This is a genomic window from Pseudoxanthomonas sp. PXM03 (assembly GCF_014852005.1).
Lineage (GTDB): Bacteria > Pseudomonadota > Gammaproteobacteria > Xanthomonadales > Xanthomonadaceae > Pseudoxanthomonas_A.
Window position 1 is genome coordinate 1,007,680 of record NZ_JACVAU010000002.1, and the last position, 26,241, is coordinate 1,033,920.

The following is a 26,241-nucleotide window of genomic DNA, read 5'->3' on the forward strand; positions in this document are numbered from 1 at the left end:
AATTCGCCCAGATCCATGCAATTCGAATGGGGCGACGCGGGCTCATCGCTGCGTCGCCCATTCAGACCTATATCACCCGCACTTCGAATACCCACAGTTCAAGCACGTCGCACACCCGTCCATGATGACGAGGGCCTTGGTGCTGCACTTGTGGCAAAGGGTCGCGGATGGCGGGAAGCTGGCGCCATCGCCGGTGACGGCGATGTCTTCCGAAGAACCGGGGACCGCGCTGCCCCCATCTGCCCTTCGGGCATCTTCCCCCGCGACAGCGGGGGAAGAGGGAACTGCGCTTACGTCAGAGTTTTTTTTTGCGCGGTCTTCGTACTGCTTGCGCTTCTCGGCCAGGATGGCGCGCTGGTGCGCGCTCATTTCCGGGTCGTGGATCAGGCCGATCGACTTCATGTGTTCTTCCACGATGGCACCCAGCTCGGCCACCAGCGACGGCATGTACACGCCACCGGCCTTGAAGTAACCGCCGCGCGGATCGAACACGGCCTTCATCTCGTCCACCAGGAACGTCACGTCGCCGCCCTTGCGGAACACGGCCGACATGATGCGCGTCAGCGCCACGATCCACTGGAAGTGCTCCATGGACTTGCTGTTGACGAAGATCTCGAACGGACGGCGCAGCTCATGCTCCGTGCCGGCGTTCAACACGATGTCGTTGATGGTCACGTACATGGCGTGCTCCACCAGCGGCGACTTGATCTTGTAGGTGCTGCCGATGAGGACTTCCGGGCGCTCGATGCGCTCGTGCATCTGGATGATGTTGTCCTGCGGCACTTCCTTTTCCACCGTCTCGCGCGCCACCGACGCCGTGGGAATCAGCGCAGCGGCTTCGCGCGCCTTGTCTTCCGGGGTGAGCACGCTGTAGCCCTTGATTTTCTTGTCGATCTTGACGGCCATGACGATGGAATCCTGTTCGTAATCTGTGTGGTGTCGTGAATGGGCGGAGCCTGGCCTTCCGGGCCGGCGACCGCCCCAATCCTCCCCCGGACCCGGGGGAGGAGGGGTGCATCAGGTCTTACTTACGGGCCGCTTTTTTTGCTGCTTTCTTTGCGGCTTTCTTCGGGGCTGCCTTGCGCACGGCCTTCTTGGCCGCTTTCTTCGGAGCGGCCTTCTTCGCCGCCTTCTTCACGGGCGCCTTGCGGGCGACCTTCTTTGCTGCTTTCTTCACCGACTTCTTGGCGACGGCCTTCTTGGCCGTGGCCTTCTTCGCGACCTTCTTCACCGTCTTCTTGGCGGTGGCCTTCTTGGCGGCTTTCTTGGCCGTCTTCTTGGCGGCCTTCTTGCCGGTCACCTTCTTCTGCAGGCTGGCGGCTTCGGCCTTGGCGGCGGAACTGGCGGCGGCCAGCTTCTTCTTCGCCTTGGCGACGGTCTTCTTCACCGCCTTGGTGGCCTTGTCGGTGCGCTTGGCCACGGCCTTCTTCGCCTTGGCGATGTCGGCACTGACCGTCTTGCGCGCCTTCTTGGCCGCCTTCTTGGCCTTGGCGACCGTTTCGCTGGCGGTGGTGGCCACCGCTTCGCCGATGCCTGCCACTGTTTCCTTCACGCTTTCGGCCGCGCCGGAAAGCGTCGCCGTGACACCATTACCGTTGCTCATGTTGCCCTCCTTGTGGGCGAGGTTCGTGACGCTGCCGATGCTATACCCGATTGCGCGGGGTGAAACGGTGAAGCCGATGAACCGAAGCCTGCCGTGATGCGCCCCTTCCCCCGCGTGCGGGGGAAGGGTGGGATGGGGGCGTGTTTCGCGAAGAGCAAAAGCAACTCGCTGCGCTCGCTCCCCCTCACCTGCCCTCCGGGCATCCTCTCCCCGCAGGCGGGGAGAGGGGTACAGCCGATCTCCTTCTTTCCCTTCTCCCCGCGAGCGGGGAGGAGCTCCCTCTTCCCTTCTCCCCGCGGGCGGGGAGAAGGTGCCGAAGGCGGATGAGGGGCTGCTTTTCGCGAAGAGCAAGAGCAACTCGCTGCGCTCGCTCCCCCTCACCTGCCCTTCGGGCATCCTCTCCCCGCAGGCGGGGAGAGGGGTACAGCCGATCTCCTTCTTTCCCTTCTCCCCGCGAGCGGGGAGAAGGTGCCGAAGGCGGATGAGGGGCCGCTTTTCGCGAAGAGCAAGAGCAACTCGCTGCGCTCGCTCCCCCTCACCTGCCCTTCGGGCATCCTCTCCCCGCAGGCGGGGAGAGGGTTACCACTTTTTCTTTCCTTGTCCTGGAGTAGCCCCTTCCCCCGCGTGCGGGGGAAGGTTGGGATGGGGGCGCTTTTCGCAAGGAGCCAAAGCAACTCGCTGCGCTCGCTCCCCCCACCTGCCCTCCGGGCATCCTCCCCCGCAGGCGGGGGAGGAGAGCCGTCAGAACTTGCCGTAATACCCTTCCTTCAACGCATCGAACAGGTTGGCGGCAGTGTGCATTTCGCCGTCGTACTCGATCTGCTCGTTGCCCTTCACCTCGACCACGTTGCCGTCTTCCAGCTCGAAGCGGTAGGTGGTGTTCTCCAGGTCGGCTTCCTTCACCAGCACGCCCTGGAAGGCGGCGGGGTTGAAGCGGAACGTGGTGCAGCCCTTCAGGCCCTGCTGGTGGGCGTAGCGGTAGATGTCCTTGAACTGCTCGTACGGGTAGTCCGTGGGCACGTTGGCGGTCTTGGAGATGGAGCTGTCCACCCACTTCTGCGCGGCGGCCTGCACGTCCACGTGCTCCTTCGGGCTGATGTCGTCGGCGGCGATGAAGTACTCCGGCAGCTTCGCATCGGCGTCGTCCGAGAACGGCATGGCCTTCGGGTTGACCAGTTCGCGATAGGCCAGCAGCTCGTACGACCAGACGTCGACCTTTTCCTTCGACTTCTTGCCTTCGCGGATCACGTTGCGGCTGTAGTGGTGCGCGAACGAGGGCTCGATGCCGTTGCTGGCGTTGTTGGCCAACGACAGGCTGATGGTGCCGGTAGGGGCGATGGAGCTGTGGTGGGTGAAGCGGCTGCCCACTTCGGCCAGTTCGTCCACCAGCTCCGGGGCCACGCTGGCCACGCGCTGCATGTAGCGGCTGTACTTGGCGTGCAGCACCTTGCCGGGGATCTCCTGGCCGACCTTCCAGCCGTCCTTCGCCATTTCAGGGCGCTGGCGCAGCATGGCGGCGGTGACGGTGAACAGCTCGTCCATGATGGGCGCGGCGCCCTTTTCCTTCGCCAGGGCCAGGCCCATTTCCCAGCCGGCCACGGCCATCTCGCGGGCGATGGCTTCGGTGAACTCGCAGGAGGCCGGGCTGCCGTACTTGTGCTTGAGCATGGTCAGCGTGCTGCCCAGGCCCAGGAAGCCCATGCCGTGGCGGCGCTTGCGCAGGATCTCGGCGCGCTGCTGTTCCAGCGGCAGGCCGTTCACTTCGACCACGTTGTCGAGCATGCGGGTGAACACACGCACGACTTCCTTGTATTCCTCCCAGTCGAAGCTGGCCTGGTCGGTGAACGGGTTGCGCACGAAGGTGGTCAGGTTGACCGAGCCCAGCAGGCAGGCGCCGTAGGGCGGCAGCGGCTGCTCGCCGCACGGGTTGGTGGCGCGGATGGTTTCGCACCACCAGTTGTTGTTCATCTCGTTGACGCGGTCGATCAGGATGAAGCCCGGCTCGGCGTAGTCATACGTGGACACCATGATCATGTCCCACAGGTGCCGCGCGCGGATGTGGCCGTAGATCTTGCAGGCCACCAGGCCGTCATCGCGGACGATGTAGTTCTTGTGGGTGGGCCACTCGCGCCAGACGACCTGGGCGGCGTCCTCAACGTCGATGTCGCCCTTCTCCTTGATGTTCACCGGGAACACCAGCGGCCAGTCGGCGTCGGTGTCGACCGCTTCCATGAAGCCGTCGGTGATCAGCAGCGACAGGTTGAACTGGCGCAGGCGGCCGTCTTCGCGCTTGGCGCGGATGAAGTCCTTGACGTCGGGGTGGGAGATTTCGAACGTGCCCATCTGCGCGCCGCGGCGGCCGCCGGCGCTGGAGACGGTGAAGCACATCTTGTCGTAGATATCCATGAAGGACATCGGGCCGGAGGTGTAGGCGCCGGCGCCGGCGACGAAGGCGCCCTTCGGGCGCAGGGTGCTGAACTCGTAGCCGATGCCGCAGCCGGCCTTGAGGGTCAGGCCGGCTTCGTGGACCTTGTCCAGGATGCCGTCCATCGAGTCCTCGATGGTGCCGGACACGGTGCAGTTGATGGTGCTGGTGGCCGGCTTGTGCTGCTGGGCGCCGGCGTTGGAGGTGATGCGGCCGGCGGGAATGGCCCCGCGGCGCAGCGCCCACACGAAGCGCTCGTACCAGTAGGCGCGCTTTTCCGGGGTGCCTTCGGCGTCGGCCAGGGCACGGGCCACGCGCTGGTAGGTGCCATCGATGTCGGCGTCCAGGGCGTCGCCCTGCTTCGTCTTCAGCCGGTACTTCTTGTCCCAGATGTCCTGGGATGCCGGTTGCATGGGAATCAGGGCAGGCTGTTCCGTCTTGACCGCCTCGAGGCGCACCGTACTCATGGTTATGTTGTTCTCCTAAAAACGACTGGAACGTGTGTTGGCTGTGGCGGGTGGGCGGTGGGCCCACCCCCGCGATTCACTGCGGGATGTTCATGGCGGACCCGGACGACGGGGACGGCGCCGCGGGCAGCCGCACAGGATGCGCCGCCCGGGTTGCCGGATTGTGGAAGTGGGACCTGCCATCGCCATGGTGCCCACTGCTTCCCTCGCCCTCATGCGCCAATCCCCAAAGGCGCCCGATTTCCCAAGCGCAAAGCCCGAAAAAACACCAGTGCTTGGGTCCGCTTCGTGCTGGACCGCAACATCTTGTGTCCGCGCGAAGCCGTCAAACTACGCCCGGGGGTGACCCCTGTCAACCGGATTGACATGACAATTGCATGGCATCCACCCCACCGTCCGTCATCACGCGCCGGTGCCGGATCAGGGGCCGCGGAGGCCGGACTTCATTGCAGGTTTAGGGGTCCGTCAGCAGACTCATTCAGGTTGAACGGGGGCCCTTCCGGCCCCACTCCCTCCCCGACGCAACGACCTGCCGACCGACCATGAAGAAAGCGCTGCGCCCGTTTCCCACCCTGCTGGCCCTGACCGCCGCCGCCGCGTTCGGCGGTTTCGCCGCCACCGGCCTGAACGACCTGCTGCAGAAGCCGGCCCAGGCGGCCCCTGTCGCCGCAGCCGCCGTCCCGGCGGCCGCGGCCCTGCCCGCCACCGCGGACGGCCAGGCCCTGCCTTCGCTGGCCCCCATGCTCAAGCGGGTCACCCCGGCAGTGGTCAGCGTGTACAGCCGGCAGACCGTCCGGGTAGCCAGCCCGCTGGGGCCGTTCGGCGATGACCCGGTGTTCCGCCGCCTGTTCGGCATCCCCGACATGCCGCGCGAGCGCGTGGAGCGCGCACTGGGCTCGGGCGTGATCGTCGATGCCACCCGGGGCTACGTGCTGACCAACCACCATGTGGTGGAGAACGCCGACGGCGTGTCGGTCACGCTGAGCGATGGCCGCCAGGTGGAGGCCGAGTTCATCGGTTCGGACCCGGATACCGACATCGCGCTGATCCGCATCCCCACCCAGGGCCTCACCGCCGTGCCGATGGCCGACAGCGACCAGCTGCAGGTGGGCGACTTCGTGGTGGCGATGGGCAACCCTTACGGCCTGGGCCAGACGGTGACGTCGGGCATCGTGTCGGCGGTGGGCCGCAGCGGCATCCCGGTAGCCGGCTACCAGAACTTCATCCAGACCGATGCCTCGATCAACCCGGGCAACTCGGGCGGCGCATTGGTCGACCTGCAGGGCCGGCTGGTGGGCATCAACACCGCCAGCTTCAATCCCCGCGGCAGCATGGCCGGCAACATCGGCCTGGGCTTCGCCATCCCGATCAACATGGCGCGCGGGATCATGGACCAGTTGATCGCCAACAACGGCGTGGTGCGCCGGGGCACGTTCGGGGTGGAATCGCAGGACGTGGACGAACGCGTCGCCCGCGGGCTCGGCCTGGAGGCCCCGCGTGGCGCCCTGCTCACGCGCGTGTATGCGGGCTCGGCCGCCGCCGCGGCAGGCCTGCAACCCGGCGACGTGGTGGTGGCCGCCAACGGCCAGCGCATCGACAACCGCGCCGCCCTGCACAACTTCGAAGGCCTGCAGCCGGTGGGCGCACGCGTGGCATTGGACGTGCGCCGCGACGGCAAGCCGCTGCAACTCAACGTGGCGTTGAAGGAAGGCGTGCGCAGCGCGGAAGGCGCCAGCCTCGATGCACGCCTGACCGGCGCCACGCTGAAGGAACTGGACGAATCGGCACGCCAGATACTGCGCAGCCAGGGCGCCAACGGTGGCGTGCAGGTCAGCAACGTGGTGCGCAACAGCCGCGCCTGGAACAGCGGCCTGCGCGCGGGCGACATCATCGTGGCCGGCAGCAGTGGCGAGTTCGGCGATCTGCCGGGTTTCCGCGCCAGCTTCGAACGCAAACCCGAGCAGCTGGTACTGCAGATCCTGCGTGGACGCGGCACCGGCCGCCTGCTGATGCAGTGACCTGCGACCACGGTGGACGGGCATAACAGCCCGTTCACCGCCGTGCATTAGAGTGGCCCCATCCCCCGCCCACAGGAGCCGACCATGACCATGCCCACCAACACCGATGCGTTGAAGTCCAACCTCGGCGAAGCCGGTTCGCATCTCGCGTCCGCCGCCGCCGCTGCCGGCGAAGCGATCAAGGGCGCCGCGAGTGCCGCTGGCGATGAACTCCGCCTGGGCAAGGCCAACGTGAAGGCGGAACTGGCCGACACCGCGCTGTCCGGCATCGCGGCCGCCGAAGCCGGCGGTGGCGCCGCGCGCGAGCAGGTGGACGCGCTGATGGACAAGGGCCGCGACCTGATCGACAGCGCCGCCGACCTGATCCGCGAGCGCCCGCTGGCCTCGTTCGGCGTGGCCTTCGCGGCCGGCTGGATCATCGCCAAGCTGGCGCGCAGCGGCGGCGGCGACAAGTAAGCCCACCGCGTGAGCGACGCGCCCCGCGAATCCGGCGATGCCGGCACGTCCGGCGATGTTCCGCCGCCGGATTTCGCCGACAGCCTGAAGCAGGTCGGCGCCGCCGGCCGCGCGGCCTATGGCTCGGCCAAGGGCACCGGCCGTGCACTGCGCGGGCTGGTGTCGGCGGATTTCGCGCTGGCACGCAGCGCGTTCGGGCGCGCACTGGCGTGGGCATGCGTGGCCATCGTGTTCGGCGCCTCGGCCTGGCTGCTGGTGACCGGCGCACTGATCGCACTGATGCAGCGCCTGGGGTTCTCCTGGCTGCAGTCGCTGTCGCTGGCCGCCTTCATCAGCCTGGCCATGACCGCGTTCGCGGCGTGGAAGGTGGGTCGCTACTTCGACTACACCGGCATGCATGCCACCCGTCGCCAATTGGCGAAGCTGGGGCTGTTCGATGAGGACGAGGTGGTCGACGACGATCCCCCGCCCGGTACCGCGCATGATCCGCGCGCCGCCGACCACGGGGGCGCGTGATGCGCTTCGAACAGTTGTTGCAGCACGTGCAGCGCGCGGAACAGCGCGTCGAACTGCGCGCGACGCACACGCAGGTGCAGTGGACCACGCTGAAGCAGGCATGGCGCGCAGGCTGGACGCCGGGACGCATCGTCACCGCGGGCGTGGTCAGCGGCTTCCTGGTGGGGCGTGCCGAACCGCTGCGCACGCTGACCGGTGCGCGCTGGATGCAGATGTTCACCGCCGTCTCCAGTTTCCTGGCCACCGCGCAGGCCGCCGCCGCCGCCGAGACCGCCGAGCAGGCCGCTGACACAGCGCAGGATGCGCAGGAGCAGGCCGAGGGCCTGGCCGACGACGAACCGCTGGTGGACGAGGCGTTCGACGAGGATGAGATCGTGGTGACCGCGCCGCGTCCGGCTGAAGCGGCGACCGAGCTGTCCGAGCGCTGACAGCGCCCGGGGCTGCTGTAGGAGCGACGTGAGTCGCGACCGCACGAAGGACGCCCCCCTGGGACACGACCTGTGCGGAAACATCGCGGCCGCCCCGTGGTCCCCTGGCTGCCATCGCGCGCGGTCGCGACTCACGTCGCTCCTACAGGGATCGCTGCACAATCGCGCATCCTTCCAGGCGGCAATCTGCCCATGAGCACACCCGTCCCACCCGACGCACCCGCGGCCCCCACTCCACCTGCGTCACGCCCCCGCGCCTCCACGCCGATGCTGGTGCTGGCCACGCTGGCCGTGGGCTACACGCTATGGGCCGCGCAGGAGGTGTTGCTGCCCGTGCTGCTGGCCATGTTCTTCGCGCTGGTGGGCAATCCGATCATCCGCGTGCTGCGCCGGTTGTACGTGCCGCGCTTCCTGGGCGCGCTGGTCGTGCTGCTGGGCGGCATGGCCGCGACCGGACTGCTGGCGCACAAGATGCTGCCTTCGGCGATGGAATGGGCACAGCAGGCGCCGCGCGAGATGCGCCAGCTCGCCCCCAAGCTGCGCGAACTGACCAAGCCGGTGCAGGACGCCAACAAGGCGGCGGAGAACTTCGCCCGTGCCGCTGGCGGACAGACCGGCAAGCAGCCGCAGGTGGTGCACACCGCACCGCAGGACGAGCCCTACCGCAAGCTGCTGGCAACGCCGCGTTTCCTCGCATCGCTGCTGGCGGTGGTGCTGCTGACGTTCTTCTTCATGGTCTACGGCGAGAACCTGCAGCGCAACGCGATCGCGCTGTTGCCCGGGCGGCAGCAGAAGAAATTCACGGTGGACATCCTGCACTCGATCGAGCGCGAGGTGTCGCGCTACGTGCTGACCATCAGCATCATCAACACCGTGGTGGGGCTGGTGTTCGCCGGGGTGCTCTACCTGCTGGGGCTGCCCCTGGCCGAGGCGCTGTTGTGGGGCACGATGGCGGCGCTGTTGAACTTCGCGCCGTACGTGGGCCCGCTGATCGGGATCGTGGCGATGCTGCTGGTGGGGTTCATCAGTTTCGAGGAACCGTTCCAGTCGATGCTGCCGGCGGTGGCCTACCTCGTGCTGCACACGATCGAGGGCCAGATCATCACGCCGATCATCCTGGGCAAGCGGATGGCGCTGTCGCCACTGGTGCTGATCCTGGCGCTGATGCTGTTCGGCTGGCTGTGGGGGATCATCGGGTTGCTGCTGGCGGTGCCGCTGCTGGTGTGCGTGAAGCTGGTGCTGGCACGGGTGGAAGGGATGGAAGGCTGGGCGCGGTTGCTGGAGTGAGGGCTGCGCCGTTGAGCCCCTCTCCCTGCGGGAGAGGGGTTGGGGTGAGGGGCAACGAAGACCGTCTCTTCGATCTGCCCTGTTGGCACAACATCCAAGATGGCTCGTTGACGCCAAGGTGCCTTGCGGATGGGATCTTTCCTTCTCACGCATGGCGCGCTCGCCGCGAGGCATTACTTTCTTTGCTTGTGCAAAGAAAGTAATCAAAGAAAACACACCCCAGGCGGCACGCCCTCCGCGCTGCGCGCTCCGGGTCCGCGAGCGGGCCGGGAATTTCCGTAAGACACATCCCTGTGCCATACGGAAACGCCGCCCATCCCGGGCGGCGCCCTTCGGGTTTTACCCGGCCCACTCGCCGTGCCTCATGGGGACCCCAAAGCACAGGCAAAAACGCGCTCGCAGGATCTTGAGCTCTGGCTCTCGGGGGCCCCTGAGGTCCGGCAGTCCCGGTGGGTCAAACCCCGCAGGGGCGGCGCACAGGACGTGCGTCGTTTTCGTATGGGCCAGGATGGCCCTTACGAAAATTCCCGCCGGGACTGCGCACCCGCCGCTTTGCGGCGGGCGGACCGCCGGGGTGTGCTTTCTTTTGCCTACTTTTCTTTGCACAAGCAAAGAACAGTAGGGCCCCCGCGGCGAGCGGCACCATGCGTCAAAAGAAGACGGCCGATCCCGCAAGGTCCTCGAAAAAGCCATCGCGGATCTGGTGGACCGCCATGACCGAGGGAGAAGCGGGCTTCGTTGCCCCTCACCCACAACCCCTCTCCCGCGGGGAGAGGGGCTTGAACCGCACCGGGTGAAGGTGGGTGCGGAACCGCGTGTAAAATCGCCCCGATGAGCTTCCCCGTCCGCGCCATCACGCTCGACCTCGACGACACCCTGTGGCCGTTCGCCCCCATCGGCGTGCGGATCGAACGCGTGCTCGACGACTGGCTGCGCGAACACAGCCCCGCCACCGCCGCCATGTTCCCCGTCGAACGCATGCGTGCCGTGCGCGAAGAAGTCTTCGCCGCCCATCCGCAGCACAAGCACGACCTCAGCATCCTGCGCCGCATGACGCTGGAGCGCGCCCTGCGCGAGAGCGGCGCCGACATGGCCCTGCTGGAACCGGCCTACGAGACCTTCTATGCCGCGCGCAACCAGGTGGAGTACTACCCCGACAGCCTGGATGCGTTGCAGCGCATCGCCGCCCGCCTCCCGATCGCGGCCGTGACCAACGGCAATGCGGACCTGCAGCGGATCGGCCTGGACCACCTGTTCGTGCACAAGATCCACTCGCGCGTGCACGGCGCTGCCAAGCCCGAGGCCAGCATCTTCCACGCTGCATGCGACCTGCTCGGCGTACCGCCCGCCGAAGTGCTGCATGTCGGCGACCATATCGAGATGGATGTCGTCGGCGCCGTGCGCGCCGGGCTGCGCAGTTGCTGGATCAATCGGCCGGAAGACCACGACGGCCACCCCCAGGCCTGGCCCCACGAGGCGCTGCGCCCCGACCTGGAATTCGACACCCTTGCCGCGTTGGCCGACTGGCTGGACGCCCACCCCTCTTTCGCCACGGAACACGCCGCCGCATGAGCGCTGCCCTCGCCTACACCGACTCTTCCGCCAATGCCCGTCCGCTGCATGTACTGGAGCGCGCGCAGCTGGCCGCGTGGCGTACGACGCAGCCGGCGGCGGTCAACGCCTGGATCGATGCGCAGAACTTCACCGCATCGCCCGGCGCGCTGCTGGCGTTGCCTGGCGAGCAGGGCCTGGCCGGCGCCGTGATGGGCATCGGCGATGCGCTCGACCCGTATGCCTACGCGCATGCGCCGTTCGGCCTGCCGGCGGGCGACTGGGAGATCGCGGGCGAGTTGCCCGCCGATGCGCGCACCGCGCTCCAGCTCGGCTGGGGCCTGGGCAGCTACAAGTTCGACCGCTACAAGCAGCCGCCGCGCAAGCCGGCGCGCCTGGTGCTGCCGCAGGCCGATGCCGAAGCGCTCGACCTGCTGGCCGCCAGCGTGCAGGTGCGCGACCTGGTCAACACGCCCACCGAGCACATGGGCCCGGACGATCTGGAAGCCGTCGTCCGCGCACTGGCGGACGTGCATGGCGCCGACGTCGACGTGATCGCGGGCGACGCGCTGCTGACGCAGAACTTCCCCGCCATCCACGCGGTGGGTCGCGCCTCGCATCGTGCACCGCGCCTGATCGCGCTGCGCTGGGGCGACGCATCGCGGCCGCACGTGGCGCTGGTGGGCAAGGGCGTGTGCTTCGACACCGGCGGCCTGGACATCAAGCCCGCCGACGGCATGCGCCACATGAAGAAGGACATGGGCGGCGCGGCGCATGCCATCGCGCTGGCGCAGCTGGTGATGGCGCGCAAGCTGCCGGTACGCCTGACACTGCTGGTGCCGGCGGTGGAGAACAGCATCGGCCCGAATGCCTTCCGCCCCGGCGAAGTGATCGCCACCCGCAAGGGCGTCAGCGTCGAGATCGACAACACCGATGCCGAAGGCCGCGTGATCCTGTGCGATGCGCTGACCTATGCCGGCGAGCAGTCGCCCGACCTGCTGCTGGATTTCGCCACCCTGACCGGCGCCGCACGCATCGCGCTGGGACCGGACCTGCCCGCGCTGTTCGCCAACGACGACGCCGTGGCCAATGACTGGATCGCCGCCGGCGAGCGCATGCGCGACCCGGTATGGCGCATGCCGCTGTGGCGTCCGTACCTGCGCTACCTGACCAGCGGCATCGCCGACCTGGCCAATGCCGGCTCGCGCATGGCCGGCGCGGTCACCGCCGCGCTGTACCTGGAGCGCTTCGTGCCGGACGGAATGAAGTGGGCGCACCTGGACGTGTACGCGTGGAACGACAGCGACCGCGCCGGTCGCCCCGCCGGTGGCGAAGCCCTCGCGCTGCGCAGCGCGTACGCGATGCTGAAGGCGCGCTACGGCGGTTGACGTCGCCCCCTCTGTAGGAGCGACGTAAGTCGCGACCGCACGCTGTCAGCGCTCCCGTTCTTCCGGATTGCCGCGTAGCACTCGTGCGACGCATCGTGTCTGTCGAATGCGTACGGTTGGGTTCCGGGTCTGCGGTCGCGACTTGCGTCGCTCCTACAGAGGGCACTTCATTTCTTACAGCCACCCACGCTGCCGGGCCAGGCGATAGGCCTCGATGCGGTTGGCGACGCCGAGCTTGCCAATGGCTTCGGACAGGTAGTTGCGCACGGTACCCTGGGAAAGGTTGAGCTGCTTTGCGATGTCGCCGGCCGATTGCCCTTCGCCTGCCAGCCGCAATACCTGGCGTTCGCGGTCGTTGAGCGGATCGGCATCGGACCATGCCTCGAGCGCGAGTTGGGGATCGATGGCGCGGCCGCCGCGGTGCACCTTGCGCAGTGCTTCGGCGAGGTCCTCCGCTGGCGCATCCTTCAGCAGATAACCCGAGACACCTGCATCCAGCGCGCGCCGCAGGAAGCCGCTGCGCGCGAACGTGGTGACGATGACCACCTTGCACGGCAGTTCCTGCCGCTGGATGCGCTGGGCGAGTTCCAGTCCGGTCAGGCCGGGCATCTCGATGTCGGTGACCAGCAGGTCGGGCTTCAGCCGTTGCAGTTCGCGCCATGCGGTCTCGCCATCCGCAGCGCTGCCCACCACGTCGATGTCGCTCTCCATGCCCAGCAGCGCGGTGAGCGCGCCGCGCACCATGGCCTGGTCTTCAGCTAGGAGTACGCGGATCATCGGGAGGCCGGCAAGGAAAAGTCGGACGACACGCTAGCAAATCAATCAAGGGAAGTGGGCCGCTTTCTGTAGGAGCGACGTAAGTCGCGACCGCAAGATGAAGACCCCTGTGAGCATTGGCGTGCGTGCTGGCCGTGCGGTCGCGACTTACGTCGCTCCTACAGGGGTTTTCGTGGGGGCTGCCACCGCGTCATCGCTCGACGGGAGCGGCAGCACGACTTCCACGCACGTCCCCTGCCGCAGCGTGGAGTCGATGCGCAGGCGCCCGCCGCGCGACTCGACGCGCTCGCGCATGCCGCTCAGGCCATTGCCTGGCACGGCGGCGCTGCCGACGCCATTGTCGCGGATGCGCAGTTGCACGTGCCCGTCGCTGCAGGCCAGGGTGACCTCGGCGATCGTGGCGCGCGCGTGGCGCTGGATGTTGGTCACCGCCTCGCGCAGGCTCAGCGCAAGCACCGTCTCCAGATCGGCCGGCAACGCCACGTCCTGCGCTTCGTAGCGCAGGGTGACACCGTCGGATTCGAGCAGCAGGCGGGCGGAGGCGAGTTCGGCCGCCAGCCCCGCCGCACGGATGCCGGTCACCGCGCGGCGTACCTGCGCCAGTGCATCGCGGGCGACGCGGCTGACTTCGTTGATCTCGTTGCGGGCGGCCTGCGGGTCGCGATCGACCAGCCGGCCGGCCAGGTCCGACTTCAATGCCACCAGCGACAGCGTGTGCCCGAGCAGGTCGTGCAGGTCGCGGCCGATGCGCTCGCGTTCGGCCAGCGCGGCGAGCCGGCGCACTTCCTCGTGCGACAGTTTCAGTTCCGCACGCTTGCGCACCGTCTCGGCCTGGAAGTAGTTCCCCGTGAACACGGCCACCGACACGATCGCGGTCACGGCCGGCACGAATACCGGGAATCCCAGCCAGACCGCCATGCCGCAGTAAGCGATGATCAGCAGGGCGAAGACTTCGAGCCGGATCCACATCGATCCCGGCATCAGCGCCACGAAGGCCGCCGCGTAGATGACGTAGGTGTTGGAGAACGCATTGAACGGCATCAGTCCGTAGCCCAGCGCCGCGATGCCCAGCGTGCACAGCACGCGCGCCAGCGCGCTGCCGCGATAGGCCAGGAAGTACATCGGCAGGAACACGGCGATGGATGCCAGCGTCGGCCACAGGTACCAGCGCACGCCCTCGCCCCAGTCGGCGTTGGACGGCACCAGCACCGGGACGAACAGGAACACCAGGTAGCCCAGCAGGAAGATGGGCATCCAGCCCAGGCCCAGCGCTTCGGGTACCAGGCGGTCGCGCAGGCGCGTCAGCGTGGACAGCAGGGGCGACGAAAGATGCTTCATGGACGACTCCTTGCGCCGGTGCTCCGGCTCAGTGCACCAGGCGGCGCCGGGCCAGTACGAAGAACACGGCGGTGATGGCGGCCAGCACGGCCACGTGCAGCCCCAGCGGACGCCCCGCGCCCACGCCGACGGCCTGTTGCGCGATGTGCGCCAGATGATACGCCGGCCATACCGGCGCGGTGGTCTGCAGCACCGGCGGCAGCATCGTCAGCGGCACCCACAGGCCCGACAGGAACGCCATGGGCAGATAAATGAGATTGATCAGCGCGGGGGCGCCGCGTCCGCTGACCAGCGTGCCCAGCCACAGGCCCAGCGCGCTGAAGGGCAGCACGCCGACCAGGCAGGTGGTGGCCCACGCGATCCACTGCGTGGCCGACAGCTGCACGCCGGCCACGCCCGCCGCGAGCACGGCCAGCAGCGACAGGATGATCGCGGCGAACAGCAGGGCCATCGCCATCTTCGCCACCAGATAGGCGCCCGGCGGCATCGGCTGCGCGCGCTTGAGCGTCAACAGGCCCTGCTCGCGATCCATCGCCACGGTCACGCCGAAGCCGAACAGCGCCACGCCGATCACGCCGAACACGCCGTAGCCCGCCAGCATGTACTGCGCGGCGACCGGGCCGCCCTTCCCCCCCAGCAGCACGCCGAACAGCAGGTAGAACACCGGCGGGAACAGCAGGCATGGCAGCGAGAACGACGGCGTGCGCAGCAGGCGCAGGAATTCATAGCGCGCTTCGAGCAGATAGGCGCGTGTGGAAGAGAATGGCGGGGCAACGAGGGTGCTCATCAGGCGGCTTCCTTCTGGGTGGCATCGCGGGTGAGGGCGAGGAAGGCGTCCGCCAGACCGGCGCGTTGCACTTCCAGGTCGGACAGGGTGGCGTCTTCGGCCAGCAGGCGGCGCACGATGGGTTCGGCGAACTCGGCCACGACTTCCAGCCGCTCGCCGTCGCGTTGCGCAAGTTGCACGCCCGGCCACTCCTGCACGTGCGCGGCCGACAGCGAACTGCTGCAGCGGATGCGACGCTGGGACACGCGCGCGCGGATCTGCGCCACGGTGCCCTCGGCCACTGCGCGGCCGTGGTTCACCACCACCACGCGATCGGCCAGTGCCTCGGCTTCTTCCAGGTAATGCGTGGTCAGCAATACCGCGCAGCCCTGCGCGCTGAGTTCGCGGATCGCCTTCCAAAGCGTCTGCCGCGCATCGATGTCCAGCCCGGTGGTGGGCTCGTCGAGGAACAGCAGCGCCGGCCGGCCGCATACCGCCAGCGCGAACTGCACGCGGCGCTGCTGGCCGCCCGACAATTGCCCGTAGCGGCGCTCCATCAGACCATCCAGTCCGGCCAGCGCTACGCAGTCGGCCACGCTGCGGGGCTGCGGGTAATAGCTGCGCGTCAGGTCGATCAGTTCCCGCACCTTGAGGGTGTCGGGCACTGCGGCGCTCTGCAGCATCACGCCCACGCGGCGGCGTGCTTCCAGCGCCTGCGGCGGCAGGCCGAACAGGTCGGCACTCCCCGCATCCGCGCGCTGCAGGCCCAGCAGCAGGCTGATCGCGGTGGTCTTGCCCGCCCCGTTGGGACCGAGCAATGCCAGCACCTGGCCTGAGGGCAGGCTCAGATCCAGCCCGTCCAGCGCCAGGGTCTTGCCGTAGAGATGGCGGACGCCGCGCAGGCGGGCCAGGGGTGCGGAGGTGAAGCTTGCCACGTTCATGCGATGCCCTCGTCAGTAAGTGGGGGCATCGTGCGCGCATGCGGCACCCGTGATGAGTGCAGCCCCTCAGGCGAATCAGGTGACAGTTGTCACTGGGATCGCGGAGGGCGCTGCCCCAGGATGCCTCCGGTGGACGGCCCGAGCCGCTCGCCGGCGCAGGAAGTGACTTCCGGCAACTAGGCTTCCGTTACTCTTGCTGGTCACACTTCCCCGCATTCACCGTCTGGATACGCATGAACACGTCTGCCGACCTGCTGAAGGAACTCCGCATCGACCGCAAGGCGCCGCCGCCGGCCCCGCCATCGCGCCGTGGCCTGTGGATCACGCTGGGCGTGGTCGTCGCGCTGCTGGTGCTGGCGGCCGCAGGCTGGGCGTTCTTCGGCCGGGAGAAGCCGATCGAAGTACGCACCGCGCCGACGGTCGCGCTGGGCAACGGCGGTGCGGCGGCTTCGGTACTGGATGCTTCCGGTTATGTGGTCGCCCGGCGCATGGCCACAGTGTCGGCGAAGATCACCGGCAAGGTGCGCGAGGTGCTGATCGAGGAAGGCATGAAGGTCGAGGCGGGCCAGGTGATGGCCACGCTGGACCCGGTCGATGCCGACGCCAGCCGCGCGCTGTCGCAGGCGCAGGTCGAATCGGCGCGTTCACAGGTGGCCAACGTGCAGGCGCAGCTGACCGAAGCCGAAGCCAACGCACGCCGTTTGTCCTCGCTGGTGCAGCAACAGCTGGTCGCCCGTTCCCAGTACGACCAGGCCGTTGCCACGCGCGACGCGCTGCGTGCACAGATGCAGGCCGCGCAGCGCAACGTCACCGTCGCGAGCCGCAGCCTGGCGATTTCCGATAACGGCGTGGACAACACCATCGTGCGCGCCCCGTTCGCCGGCGTGGTGATCGCCAAGGCCGCGCAACCGGGCGAGATCGTCTCGCCACTGGCCACGGGCGGGTTCACCCGCACCGGTATCGGCACCATCGTCGACATGGAATCGCTGGAAGTGGAAGTGGAGGTCAACGAATCCTTCATCGGCCGCGTGCAGCCGAAGATGCCGATCCAGGCCACGCTGAATGCCTACCCGGACTGGCAGATCCCCGGCGAGGTGATCGCCATCATTCCCACCGCCGACCGCAGCAAGGCCACGGTGAAGGTGCGCGTGGCGCTGAACGTCAAGGATCCCCGCATCGTGCCCGACATGGGCGTGCGCGTGAGCTTCCTGGAATCGGCCAAGCCGCAGGCCACGCAGGCACCGAAAGGCGTGCGCGCCCCGGCCGCCGCCATCAGCGAACGCGACGGCGCCCAGGTGGCGTTCGTGGTGGGCGATGACGACATGGTGGAACAGCGCACGGTGAAGGTCGGCGGCAAGCTCGGCGACGACGTCCAGGTGACCGACGGCCTGATCGCCGGCGAAACCGTCGTCATCGACGCCCCGGCCGAACTGAAGGACGGCGCCAAGGTGAAGCTGGCCGAAGACGCCGAATAAGACCCATCGAAACGGCGCGCGTGAGGAAACCCACGCCGCGACGAATCACCGGGTGGTTGCTGGTTGCTGGTTGCCTTTGCTCTTGCCCTACCTGGGCCCCTGAGGTTCGGCAGGCACGGCAGGTCAAACCCCGCAGGGGCGGCGCGCAGGACGCGCGCCGTTTCCGGATGACACAGGATGTGTCTTCCGGAAATTCCTGCCGGGACTGCGCACCCGCCACGGAGTGGCGGGCGGACCGCCGGGGTGTGCTTTCTTTTGGTTCCTTTTCTTTGCACAAGCAAAGAAAAGGGACGCCCCGCGGCGAGCGCACCAAAACGACACCCCGCACCGGCCAAGCAGTAATCCGCACCAAGCACGTCCCGCGAACAATCGGCATCGTGTCGATAACCGCCTCCCCGCTTCGTCGTACGGAAAGACTTCTCACCACGACCATCAGGTCAGAACCCGCCCTGATTGCCCGCAATGATCACCTTCCCGCGCACACCATCCCCGAACACCACCGAAGGAAAACGCCCCATGTCCTCCCTGGTCTCCCTCCGCAACCTCACCAAGACCTACCAGCGCGGCCCCGAAAAGGTCCAGGTACTGCACGGCATCGACCTGGACATCCCGCACGGCGACTTCGTCGCCCTGATGGGCCCGTCCGGTTCCGGCAAGACCACGCTGCTCAACCTGATCGGCGGCCTGGATACGCCCAGCGGCGGCGAGATCGAGATCGAAGGCCAGCGCATCGACCGCATGAACGATGCCCAGCTCGCCCAATGGCGCAGCCACCACGTCGGCTTCGTGTTCCAGTTCTACAACCTGATGCCCACGCTGACCGCGCAGAAGAACGTCGAACTGCCGCTGCTGCTGACCAAGCTGGGTGCCAGCCAGCGCAAGCGCAACGCCGAGATCGCCCTGCAACTGGTGGGCCTGGCCGAACGCGGCTCGCACCGGCCCAACGAACTCTCCGGCGGCCAGCAGCAGCGCGTGGCCATCGCCCGCGCCATCGTCTCCGACCCCACGTTCCTGATCTGCGACGAGCCCACCGGCGATCTGGACCGTCATTCGGCCGAGGAAATCCTCAACCTGCTGCAGATGCTCAACAAGGAACACGGCAAGACCATCATCATGGTCACCCATGACCCGAAGGCCGCCGAGTACGCCACCCACACCATCCACCTGGACAAGGGCGAGCTGGCCGATACACCGGCCGCGCACTGACGGAGGCGGTCATGAAATATTTCTCGCTGATATGGGCCGCGCTGTTCCGCAGCAAGACACGCACCGCGCTGACGCTGCTGTCGGTGGTGGCGGCGTTCCTGCTGTTCGGACTGCTGGACTCGGTGCGCGTGGCATTCACCTCGGGCGGCGGCGTCACCGGTGCTGATCGCCTGGTGGTGTCCTCGCGCCTGTCGCTGACGCAGATGCTGCCGCTGAATCTGGAACAGAAGATCGCATCCACCCCCGGGGTCAAGAAGGTGGCCTACGCCGCGTGGTTCGGCGGCATCTACAAGGACCCGCGGAATTTCTTCCCCAACTTCTCCGTCAGCGACAACTACCTGTCGTTGTATCCGGAGTACGTGGTCTCCGACGCGCAGATGAAGGCCTGGCAGAACGACCGCACCGGTGCGATCGTCGGCGAGTCGCTGGCGAAGAAGTTCGGCTGGAAAGTCGGCGACACCATCCCCCTGCAGGCCACCATCTTTCCGCAGAAGGACGGCAGCAACGCGTGGCCGCTGACGCTGCGTGGCACGTTCGTCGTCGCCGACGACAAGAAGAAGGGCGAGGAGAACCAGCTGCTGTTCCACTGGAAGTATTTCGATGAAGCCAACCAGTACGTCAACGGCCAGGTCGGCTGGTACATGGTCAAGCTGGACAACGTGGACCATGCCACGCGAGTGGCGAAGGCCATCGATGCGATCTCGGAGAATTCCGACCGCGAGACCAAGTCGCAGACCGAGCAGGCGTTCAACCAGTCCTTCCTCAAACAGTTCGCCGACATCGGCTTCATCGTCACCGCCATTATGGGCGCGGTGTTCTTCACCCTGCTGCTGCTGACCGGCAACACCATGGCGCAGGCCGTGCGCGACCGCGTACCGGAGCTGGCCATCCTGAAGACGCTGGGCTTCACCAACGGCAGCGTGCTGGCGCTGGTACTGGCCGAGTCGGTGCTGCTGGTGGTGCTGGGCGGACTGATCGGCATGGGACTGGCGGCCATCATGGTGCCGGTGCTGGCGGCGCTGACAGGCGGAGCACTGCCGATCGGCGCCATTCCTGTCGAGACATGGGTGATGGGGCTGGCGCTGATGGTGGGCATCGGCCTGGTGGTGGGGGCGCTGCCTTCACTGCGCGCGATGCGCCTGAAGATCGTCGATGCACTGGCCGGCCGCTGAGGAGAGAACGCGATGAAGAAGAATTTCTGGATCGGAAACCTGATCGCGGTGGTCTGCATCGTCCTGGGACTGGTGGCGTGGATCATGTTGCCCTGGCAGGGCGTGCTGGGCGTCGTCGTGCTGCTGGGCGTGTGGCTGGCCTTCACCCGCACCGGCCGCGTCGCACTGGCGGCGACCCGCATCGGCATCGCCAGCCTGCCGCAGCGCTGGGGCGCATCGTCGGTGATCATCGTGGGCATTGCCGGCGTGGTCGGCGTGCTGGTGGCGATGCTGGCGATGGGCGCGGGCTTCGAGGCCACGCTCAAGCAGACCGGCAACGAGACCACCGCCATCCTGCTGCGTGGCGGTTCGCAGGCGGAGACCAATTCCGTCATCACCCGCGACCAGTCGCCGCTGATCGGCAGCCTGCCCGGCATCGCCAAGGACGCGCAGGGCCGTGCGGTGGTGTCGGGCGAGCTGTCGCAGGTGGTCAACCTGCCCACCGCCAGCACCGGTGAGGACGCCAACGCGCAGTTCCGCGGCGTCAGCGATGCGGCATGGGCCATCCGGCCGAACATCAAGATCATCGAGGGCCGCAAGTTCAACGTGGGCGTGCGCGAGATCGTGGTGGGCCAGGGCGCGAAAGGGCAGTACCGCGGGCTGGATGTAGGCAAGACCATCAAGTTGGGCAACCAGGACTGGACGGTGGTGGGCGTGTTCGCCGCCGGCGATGCCTTCGACTCGGAACTGTGGACGGACATCGAAACGCTCTCGTCGGCGTACGACCGGCGTGCCTTCCAGTCCGTCACCGTGGGACTGGACGGCAAGGAGGGTTTCGCGAAGCTGAAAGCCGCCCTGGAAGACGACCCGCGGCTGAAGCTGGACGTGCAGACCACGCAGGACTATTACTCCAAGCAGACCCGGCAGCTGACCACGATCATCACCTGGCTCAGCATCGTCATCGGCGCGATCATGGCGGTGGGTGCCGTGTTCGGCGCGTTGAACACGATGTACGCGGCCGTCGCCGGACGCGCACGCGAGATCGCCACCATGCGCGCGATCGGCTTCCGCGGACTGCCGGTGGTGATGGCGGTGATGCTGGAGACGATGCTGCTGGCCCTGCTGGGCGGCGTACTGGGCGGACTGATCGCCTGGGCCATCTTCAATGGCTACAGCGTGGCGACGTTGGGGTCGAACTTCAGCCAGGTGGTGTTCCAGTTCAAGGTGACGCCGGAGCTGTTGTGGAGCGGCTTGAAATGGGCGCTGGGTATCGGCTTGGTGGGCGGGCTGTTCCCCGCGCTGCGCGCGGCACGGCTGCCGATCACGCAGGCGTTGCGCGCGATCTGACCCTGCCATGACAGGCACCGGCCTGCGCCGGTGCCTGTTCCTTCATCACGCTTCCACAGGGTCCAGCCACCCCTTCGCCACGGCGACCGCCACATCATCCGGAGTGTCGATATCGTGCTCCAGACTGGGGGCGTCGCAGGCCGCGACCCCCGCATCCGTGGCGCTGAGCACGTCGCGCAATCCGCGGTCGCCATCCGGCAATGTCCGCGCCTGACGCAGCATGGCAGGCGATACGAGCGCCGGAATACCGAGCCGGTCGCCGAACCGCGTTGCCGCTGCTCCTGCATCCGCGCGTTGCGCGGCCTCCCGCAATCCATGCAGATGCGCGGCCTCCAGCGCAGGCTGGTCGCAGGCGAGCAGGAAGGTGGTGCCCGCGTGTGTCGCGAGCGCTTCCGCCGCCACGCGCACGCTGCCCGCCATGCCGGACGACCAGGCGGGATTGACCACGCATTCGACCGGCAGGTCCGCCAACGCGGCACGCATGTCGTCCGCCCGTGCACCGATGATGACGAGCACGCGCGACGCACCGGACTCCAGTGCGAGCCGGGCCACGCGATGCACCAGCGCTTCTCCGTCGCGCGTAAGCAGCTGCTTCGGCCGCCCGAGCCGACGACTGCTGCCTGCCGCCAGCACGACCGCCGCGAGCAACGCGCTCATGCCGATTCGCCGTGATGCCAGGCCTGCAGCTGCGCGGCGATGCTCAATGCGATTGCCTCCGGTCCCTGGCCACCCAGTTTCAGGCCGACCGGCGAACGCAGTCGCTGCGACAGCACGCCATGCAGGTGCGCGGGAATCACCCGCAGCAGGTCTTCGCGCCGGCGCACCGGGCCGAGCAGGCCGACGAACGGGATGGCGACCTGCGCCAGCGCCACCAGCGCTTCGCGATCATGTTCGAAATGGTGATGCATCACCAGCGCTGCATGCGGCGCGGGCCGCAGCACGCGAAGCGCTTCGTCGGGCGCGCGCATCAGCCATGCATCGGCGATATCGGTATCGGGAATCCAGCGCGCGCGCCGCTCCACCACGGTGACGTGCCAACCGAGCTGGCGCAGCCAGCCCACCAGCGGTGACGTTTCGGGACCGGCGCCGAAGATCGCCACGCGCGGCGGCGGCGAAACGACCACATCGCCAGCGGTGTTCCCGATCGCCCCGGACGCTGCCAATGGCAGGTGCCAGTCCAGGCAGATGTCGCCTACCCGCGCCTGCACCTCGCCCCCGGCGGATATGCGGAGCGAAAGCGGCCCCTCTCCCTGCCACCACGCCTGCACCGCACGCGACCAGCCCGGCAGGCGGTCCAGCGGCAGCAGCGCCAAGTGCAGGCGACCACGACAGCCGACGGCGGAGCCTGCCAGCAGGTCCTCGTCATCGCGCGTGTCGATCTCCATCGCATCGAGGTGCCCTTCGGCGACCGCATGACGGGCACGCCGCGCGATCTCCGGTTCCAGGCAACCCCCGCTCAGCCAGCCGGTCTGCGCATCGTCCGCCGCGAACACCGCCATCGCACCCTGGCGGACATAGGTGGAGCCTTCGGTGGCGGTCACGACCACCAAGGCGCTGCCGTCGGCGGCCTCGCTGGCGCGCGCGGATACTTCCAGCGGATGGCGGTGGACGGACATGCCGGCCACGATGGCGCAAGCACGGGGCCGAAGGCAACGCCTCCCGCAGCGGTCCGCGCATCGGGCAATGATCCCGCAGGATCATGCAAGCATCGGCCCCCGCCTTCACTGGCACGGCACGTTTCCGCGGAGTATCGTCAGCCGGTCCCACGCCGCCGCCAGGGAGACACCATGAAGTTGAACGTCAACGGTTCCGAGCGCGACATCGATGCGCCGGATGACATGCCGCTGTTGTGGGTCCTGCGCGACCTGATGGGATTGACCGGCACCAAGTTCGGTTGCGGCATCGCACAGTGCGGCGCCTGCACGGTGCATGTCGATGGCTCGCCGCTCCGTGCCTGCATCACGCCCGCTTCCGCCGTCGCCGGTAAGAAGATCACCACCATCGAAGGCCTGTCGGCCGACGGCTCGCATCCGGTGCAGAAGGCGTGGGCGGAACTGGACGTGGTGCAGTGCGGTTACTGCCAGTCCGGCCAGATCATGTCGGCGGTGGCGTTGCTGGCCGTGGTACCCACGCCCACCGACAGCGACATCGACCAGGCGCTCTCCGGCAACCTGTGCCGCTGCGGCACGTACCAGCGCATCCGCGCCGCCGTGCATCGCGCGGCGGAACTGGGCAAAGCCTGATCCCCATGCATCCACGGCGCTCCCTGCGCCGTGGCCCCGATCCGATGTTCGACGGAGGTCGTATCCGTGAACCTTGAACTGAAATCCTCGCGCCGCGACTTCCTGCGCTCCACCGCCCTCGTCGGCGGCGGACTGGTCGTCGGCATCGCCGTTCCCGGCGCCCACCGCTTCGCCTGGGCGCAGGAGGGCCAGCCCGCTGCCGCCGCTGCGTTCGTGCCCAATGCGTTCCTGCGCATCGCCGCGGACGATTCGATCACCGTGCTGCTCGCGCATGCCGAAATGGGCCAGGGCATCTGGACCACGCTGCCGATGCTGATCGCCGAGGAACTGGACGCGGACTGGTCGAAGGTCCGCGTCGAGCACGGTCCGGCCGACAAGGCCTACACCAGCCCCGTGTTCGGCATGCAGGGCACGGGCGGATCGACCACCACGTGGTCGGAGTTCGACCGTTACCGCCAGGCCGGTGCCATCGCCCGGGCGATGCTGCTGCAGGCAGCCGCCGCGCGCCTCAACGTGCCGGTGACCGAGCTGCGTACCGAGAACGGCGCCGTGGTCTCCGGCAACCAGCGCCTGCGCTATGGCGAACTCGCCGATGCCGCCGGCAAGCTCACCGCGCCCGATCCTGCGTCGCTGAAACTGCGCGACCCGAAGGACTGGCGCCTGATCGGCAAGGCGACCAAGCGGCTGGATACGCCGGAGAAGATCACCGGGCGTGCGGTGTTCGGCATGGACGTGCAGTTCGACGGCCTGCTGACCGCCGTGGTGCTGCGTTCGCCGGTGTTCGGCGGCAAGGTCAAGACCTTCGATGCCACCGCCGCCCGCGCCGTGCCCGGCGTGCGCGACGTGGTGCAGGTGCCCAGCGGCGTGGCCGTGGTGGCGAACCACTTCTGGGCGGCGAAGCTGGGGCGCGATGCATTGCAGGTGGTGTGGGAGGCCGGCGACGGCGCCAAGCTCGACAGCGCGACGCTGCGTCAGGAATTCTCCCAACTGGCGACCACCGACGGCCCGACCGCCGTGCGCGCCGGCGACGTCATCGCCGAACTCGGCAAGGCCGCGAAGACGGTCGATGCCGAGTACGCCGTGCCCTACCTCGCACACGCGGCGATGGAGCCCTTGAACTGCACCGTCAAGATCGGCGACGGCGAGTGCGACATCTGGTGCGGCACGCAGTTCCCCACCCTGGACCAGAACAGCACCGCGAAGATCCTCGGCATTCCCCCCGAGAAAGTCCGCATCCACACGCCTTTCCTGGGCGGCGGGTTCGGTCGTCGCGCCACGCCCGACTCGGACGTGGTGTCCGAAGCCGTGCACGTGGCCAAGGCCGCGAAAGCGCCGGTCAAGACGGTGTGGACGCGCGAGGACGACACGCGCGGCGGTTACTACCGGTCCGCGTTCGTCGAGAAGATCAAGGTCGGCCTGGGCGAAGACGGCACGCCTGTCGCATGGCACCAGGTGATGGTGGGCCAATCGATCATGGCCGGCACCTTCATGGAAGCGATGATGGTCAAGGACGGCATCGATGCCACCTCGACCGAAGGCGTCGCCAACTCGCCCTACGTGCTCGGCACGCCCGCGCACAGGGTGGACCTGCATTCGCCGAAGACCGGCATCCCCGTGCTGTGGTGGCGCTCGGTGGGCCACAGCGTCAACGGCTTCGTGATGGAGAGTTTCGTCGACGAACTGGCGCATGCGGCCGGCAAGGATCCGGTGGAGTACCGGCGTGGCCTGTTGAAGGACCATCCGCGCCATCTGGCCGCGCTGAACCTGGCCGCGGAAAAAGCCGGATGGGCGACGCCCGCCACCCAGGGACGCGGACGCGGCATCGCCGTGCACGAATCGTTCGGCAGCTACGTCGCGCAGGTCGCCGAGGTATCGGTGGAGGATGGCCGGATCCGCGTGCACCGCGTGGTCTGCGCAATCGACTGCGGCGTGGCGGTCAATCCAGCCGCCGTCGCAGCGCAGATGGAATCCGGCATCGTCTTCGGGCTCGGCGCCACGCTGCATTCCGCGCTGACGCTCAAGGAGGGCCAGGTGCAGGAATCCAACTACCACGACTACCGCGTGCTGCGCATGCACGAGATGCCGAAGATCGAGGTCCACATCGTGCCGAGTACCGACAGGATGGGCGGCGTGGGCGAGCCCGGTACGCCGCCGATCGCACCCGCCGTGGCCAACGCCGTGTTCGCCCTGACCGGACAGCGTTTGCGCGAACTTCCCCTGCAACTGCCCGTTGCTGCCACCCCCGCACCGACCGCCTGAGGAGACCGCCATGCGCATCGCGCTGATGTCGTTGACCGTTCTCCTGCTCACCGCCTGCGGCCCCCGCATCAGCGAGGAGCAGAAGGCGCAGGCGCTGACCGCCTTCGCCACCATCGAGAAGGTGTTCCAGCACCCCCGCTGCAGCAACTGCCATATTCCGGGCGACCAGCCGTTGCAGTTCGACGCGCAGACACCGCATGCGATGAACGTGGTGCGCGGTCCGGAAGGCAAGGGCGCGCCCGGGCAACCGTGCTCGACCTGCCACAACGAAGCCAATCCGCCAGCCAGCTACGGGCCGCATGCACCGCCGGGGGCGCCGCACTGGTCGCTGCCGCCGCCGGACCACAAGATGGCCTGGATCGGCCTGCCCGCCGATCAGCTGTGCGCGATGATCCAGGACAAGAAGCGCAATGGCGGCCGCGACTTCGCCGCACTCACCAAGCACGTGGCGGAAGACAAGCTGGTGCTGTGGGGTTGGAATCCCGGTGGCGAACGCGCGCCCGTGCCGGTGCCGCACGACCAGTTCGTCGCCGCATTCAAGACCTGGGCCGATGCAGGCGGGCCTTGCCCCGCCCCGGCCGCGAAGACGTCGGGCTGAA

At 67.8% G+C, this 26,241-nt stretch carries 23 protein-coding genes; 14 read left to right on the plus strand and 9 right to left on the minus strand.

Annotation, left to right across the window (positions count from 1 at the left end; all coding sequences use genetic code 11):
- Positions 1 to 72: 72 nt before the first annotated feature.
- From IB223_RS13605 to IB223_RS13615, 3 genes are all read right to left on the minus strand, one after another.
- A complete protein-coding gene (locus IB223_RS13605) occupies positions 73 to 906 on the minus strand; it encodes an NrdJb (RefSeq protein ID WP_192202239.1) in 834 nt (277 codons plus the stop codon).
- A gap of 118 nt (positions 907 to 1,024) precedes the next feature.
- On the minus strand, positions 1,025 to 1,999 hold the full coding sequence (locus IB223_RS18880) for a hypothetical protein (protein WP_225591036.1): 975 nt from the start codon (positions 1,997 to 1,999) through the stop codon (positions 1,025 to 1,027).
- 345 nt (positions 2,000 to 2,344) lie between these two features.
- The gene (locus tag IB223_RS13615; protein ID WP_192202240.1) at positions 2,345 to 4,495 is read right to left on the minus strand and encodes an adenosylcobalamin-dependent ribonucleoside-diphosphate reductase; all 2,151 of its coding nucleotides are present in this window, start codon (positions 4,493 to 4,495) and stop codon (positions 2,345 to 2,347) included.
- A 554-nt stretch (positions 4,496 to 5,049) separates the two neighbouring features.
- Here IB223_RS13615 and IB223_RS13620 point away from each other — a divergent pair.
- The 7 genes from IB223_RS13620 to IB223_RS13650 all read left to right on the plus strand — a co-directional run bounded on the left by IB223_RS13620 (position 5,050) and on the right by IB223_RS13650 (position 12,139).
- The gene (locus tag IB223_RS13620) at positions 5,050 to 6,513 is read left to right on the plus strand and encodes a Do family serine endopeptidase (RefSeq protein ID WP_192202438.1); all 1,464 of its coding nucleotides are present in this window, start codon (positions 5,050 to 5,052) and stop codon (positions 6,511 to 6,513) included.
- Positions 6,514 to 6,603: 90 nt separating this feature from the next.
- Positions 6,604 to 6,969: a hypothetical protein gene (locus IB223_RS13625; RefSeq protein ID WP_192202439.1), complete on the plus strand. Its 366-nt coding sequence runs from the start codon at positions 6,604 to 6,606 to the stop codon at positions 6,967 to 6,969.
- Positions 6,970 to 6,978: 9 nt separating this feature from the next.
- Positions 6,979 to 7,485 carry a phage holin family protein gene (locus IB223_RS13630; RefSeq protein ID WP_192202241.1) on the plus strand — a complete coding sequence of 169 codons (507 nt, stop codon included), beginning with the start codon at positions 6,979 to 6,981 and terminating at the stop codon, positions 7,483 to 7,485.
- The gene (locus tag IB223_RS13635; RefSeq protein ID WP_192202242.1) at positions 7,485 to 7,913 is read left to right on the plus strand and encodes a protein sip-5; all 429 of its coding nucleotides are present in this window, start codon (positions 7,485 to 7,487) and stop codon (positions 7,911 to 7,913) included. Before IB223_RS13630 ends, IB223_RS13635 begins: the two co-directional genes overlap by 1 nt.
- A 192-nt stretch (positions 7,914 to 8,105) precedes the next feature.
- Positions 8,106 to 9,200, plus strand: a complete 1,095-nt coding sequence (locus IB223_RS13640; protein ID WP_192202243.1) for an AI-2E family transporter — start codon at positions 8,106 to 8,108, stop codon at positions 9,198 to 9,200.
- An 831-nt stretch (positions 9,201 to 10,031) separates the two neighbouring features.
- Complete coding sequence (locus IB223_RS13645; protein WP_192202244.1) at positions 10,032 to 10,772, plus strand: HAD-IA family hydrolase; 741 nt, start codon at positions 10,032 to 10,034, stop codon at positions 10,770 to 10,772.
- Positions 10,769 to 12,139 (plus strand): leucyl aminopeptidase family protein, encoded by a 1,371-nt coding sequence (locus IB223_RS13650; RefSeq protein ID WP_192202245.1) that lies wholly within the window; start codon positions 10,769 to 10,771, stop codon positions 12,137 to 12,139. The genes IB223_RS13645 and IB223_RS13650 overlap by 4 nt, the downstream gene beginning before the upstream one ends.
- Positions 12,140 to 12,313: 174 nt before the next feature.
- On the opposite strand, the gene IB223_RS13655 is transcribed toward IB223_RS13650, so the two are convergent.
- The 4 genes from IB223_RS13655 to IB223_RS13670 form a co-directional block, all read right to left on the minus strand.
- Entirely contained in the window at positions 12,314 to 12,916 is a 603-nt protein-coding gene (locus IB223_RS13655; RefSeq protein ID WP_192202246.1) for a response regulator transcription factor, read from the minus strand.
- 147 nt (positions 12,917 to 13,063) lie between these two features.
- Positions 13,064 to 14,254, minus strand: coding sequence for a sensor histidine kinase (locus IB223_RS13660; protein ID WP_192202247.1), 1,191 nt, complete (start codon positions 14,252 to 14,254; stop codon positions 13,064 to 13,066).
- Positions 14,255 to 14,282: 28 nt separating this feature from the next.
- Positions 14,283 to 15,041, minus strand: a complete 759-nt coding sequence (locus IB223_RS13665) for an ABC transporter permease (protein ID WP_192202248.1) — start codon at positions 15,039 to 15,041, stop codon at positions 14,283 to 14,285.
- Positions 15,041 to 15,961 (minus strand): ABC transporter ATP-binding protein, encoded by a 921-nt coding sequence (locus IB223_RS13670; RefSeq protein ID WP_192202249.1) that lies wholly within the window; start codon positions 15,959 to 15,961, stop codon positions 15,041 to 15,043. Before IB223_RS13670 ends, IB223_RS13665 begins: the two co-directional genes overlap by 1 nt.
- Before the next feature lie 233 nt (positions 15,962 to 16,194).
- Between IB223_RS13670 and IB223_RS13675 the strand changes: the two genes are divergently transcribed.
- From IB223_RS13675 to IB223_RS13690, 4 genes are all read left to right on the plus strand, one after another.
- Positions 16,195 to 17,436 (plus strand): efflux RND transporter periplasmic adaptor subunit, encoded by a 1,242-nt coding sequence (locus tag IB223_RS13675; RefSeq protein ID WP_192202250.1) that lies wholly within the window; start codon positions 16,195 to 16,197, stop codon positions 17,434 to 17,436.
- Between the two features lie 516 nt (positions 17,437 to 17,952).
- Complete coding sequence (locus tag IB223_RS13680) at positions 17,953 to 18,642, plus strand: ABC transporter ATP-binding protein (RefSeq protein ID WP_192202251.1); 690 nt, start codon at positions 17,953 to 17,955, stop codon at positions 18,640 to 18,642.
- 11 nt (positions 18,643 to 18,653) lie between these two features.
- Positions 18,654 to 19,814, plus strand: a complete 1,161-nt coding sequence (locus IB223_RS13685; protein WP_192202252.1) for an FtsX-like permease family protein — start codon at positions 18,654 to 18,656, stop codon at positions 19,812 to 19,814.
- Between the two features lie 12 nt (positions 19,815 to 19,826).
- Entirely contained in the window at positions 19,827 to 21,140 is a 1,314-nt protein-coding gene (locus tag IB223_RS13690) for an ABC transporter permease (protein WP_192202253.1), read from the plus strand.
- A gap of 45 nt (positions 21,141 to 21,185) precedes the next feature.
- Here IB223_RS13690 and IB223_RS13695 read toward each other — a convergent pair whose 3' ends face one another.
- Positions 21,186 to 21,797, minus strand: a complete 612-nt coding sequence (locus tag IB223_RS13695) for a nucleotidyltransferase family protein (RefSeq protein WP_192202254.1) — start codon at positions 21,795 to 21,797, stop codon at positions 21,186 to 21,188.
- Positions 21,794 to 22,756 (minus strand): XdhC/CoxI family protein, encoded by a 963-nt coding sequence (locus IB223_RS13700; RefSeq protein ID WP_192202255.1) that lies wholly within the window; start codon positions 22,754 to 22,756, stop codon positions 21,794 to 21,796. Before IB223_RS13700 ends, IB223_RS13695 begins: the two co-directional genes overlap by 4 nt.
- A 171-nt stretch (positions 22,757 to 22,927) precedes the next feature.
- Here IB223_RS13700 and IB223_RS13705 point away from each other — a divergent pair, with 171 nt between their 5' ends.
- The 3 genes from IB223_RS13705 (at position 22,928) to IB223_RS13715 (ending at position 26,240) form a co-directional block, all read left to right on the plus strand.
- Entirely contained in the window at positions 22,928 to 23,383 is a 456-nt protein-coding gene (locus IB223_RS13705; RefSeq protein ID WP_192202256.1) for a (2Fe-2S)-binding protein, read from the plus strand.
- Between the two features lie 66 nt (positions 23,384 to 23,449).
- A complete protein-coding gene (locus IB223_RS13710) occupies positions 23,450 to 25,642 on the plus strand; it encodes a xanthine dehydrogenase family protein molybdopterin-binding subunit (RefSeq protein WP_192202257.1) in 2,193 nt (730 codons plus the stop codon).
- 10 nt (positions 25,643 to 25,652) lie between these two features.
- Entirely contained in the window at positions 25,653 to 26,240 is a 588-nt protein-coding gene (locus IB223_RS13715) for a hypothetical protein (protein WP_192202258.1), read from the plus strand.
- Position 26,241: the final 1 nt, after the last annotated feature.